The following is a 254-nucleotide window of genomic DNA, read 5'->3' as shown; positions in this document are numbered from 1 at the left end:
AGTGGACGGCCGATCTATAGGGGGAACATGGTAGACGGCCATGCCGATATTTCCAACAATGCCGCTGTCACAGGCACAATTCGGAAGGAAGATATCAAATTCGTGCGCTGTAAGGACGGTTTGATCCGACTGTCTGCACATAGCCCAGCCATTGATGCAGCTGTTGGCCCGCTTCTGCCTTCGGATGACATGGATGGGCAATTTCGCCACATTCCGGATATTGGGGCCGATGAATACAATCCCGGTAAAGTTCC

Annotated in this window: 1 protein-coding gene; it reads left to right on the top strand. The window is 52.4% G+C overall.

The window, feature by feature from the left end; genetic code table 11:
• Window positions 1–27: 27 nt before the first annotated feature.
• Window positions 28–254 (top strand): choice-of-anchor Q domain-containing protein (locus KVT27_RS25465; protein WP_305799942.1); only part of this gene is annotated, 227 nt, incomplete at its 3' end.

The organism is Lysinibacillus sp. GbtcB16 (assembly GCF_019091145.1).
Lineage (GTDB): Bacteria > Bacillota > Bacilli > Bacillales_A > Planococcaceae > Lysinibacillus > Lysinibacillus fusiformis.
Note: the sequence above shows the minus strand (reverse complement) of the source record. Positions and strands in the feature narration are given on the sequence as shown.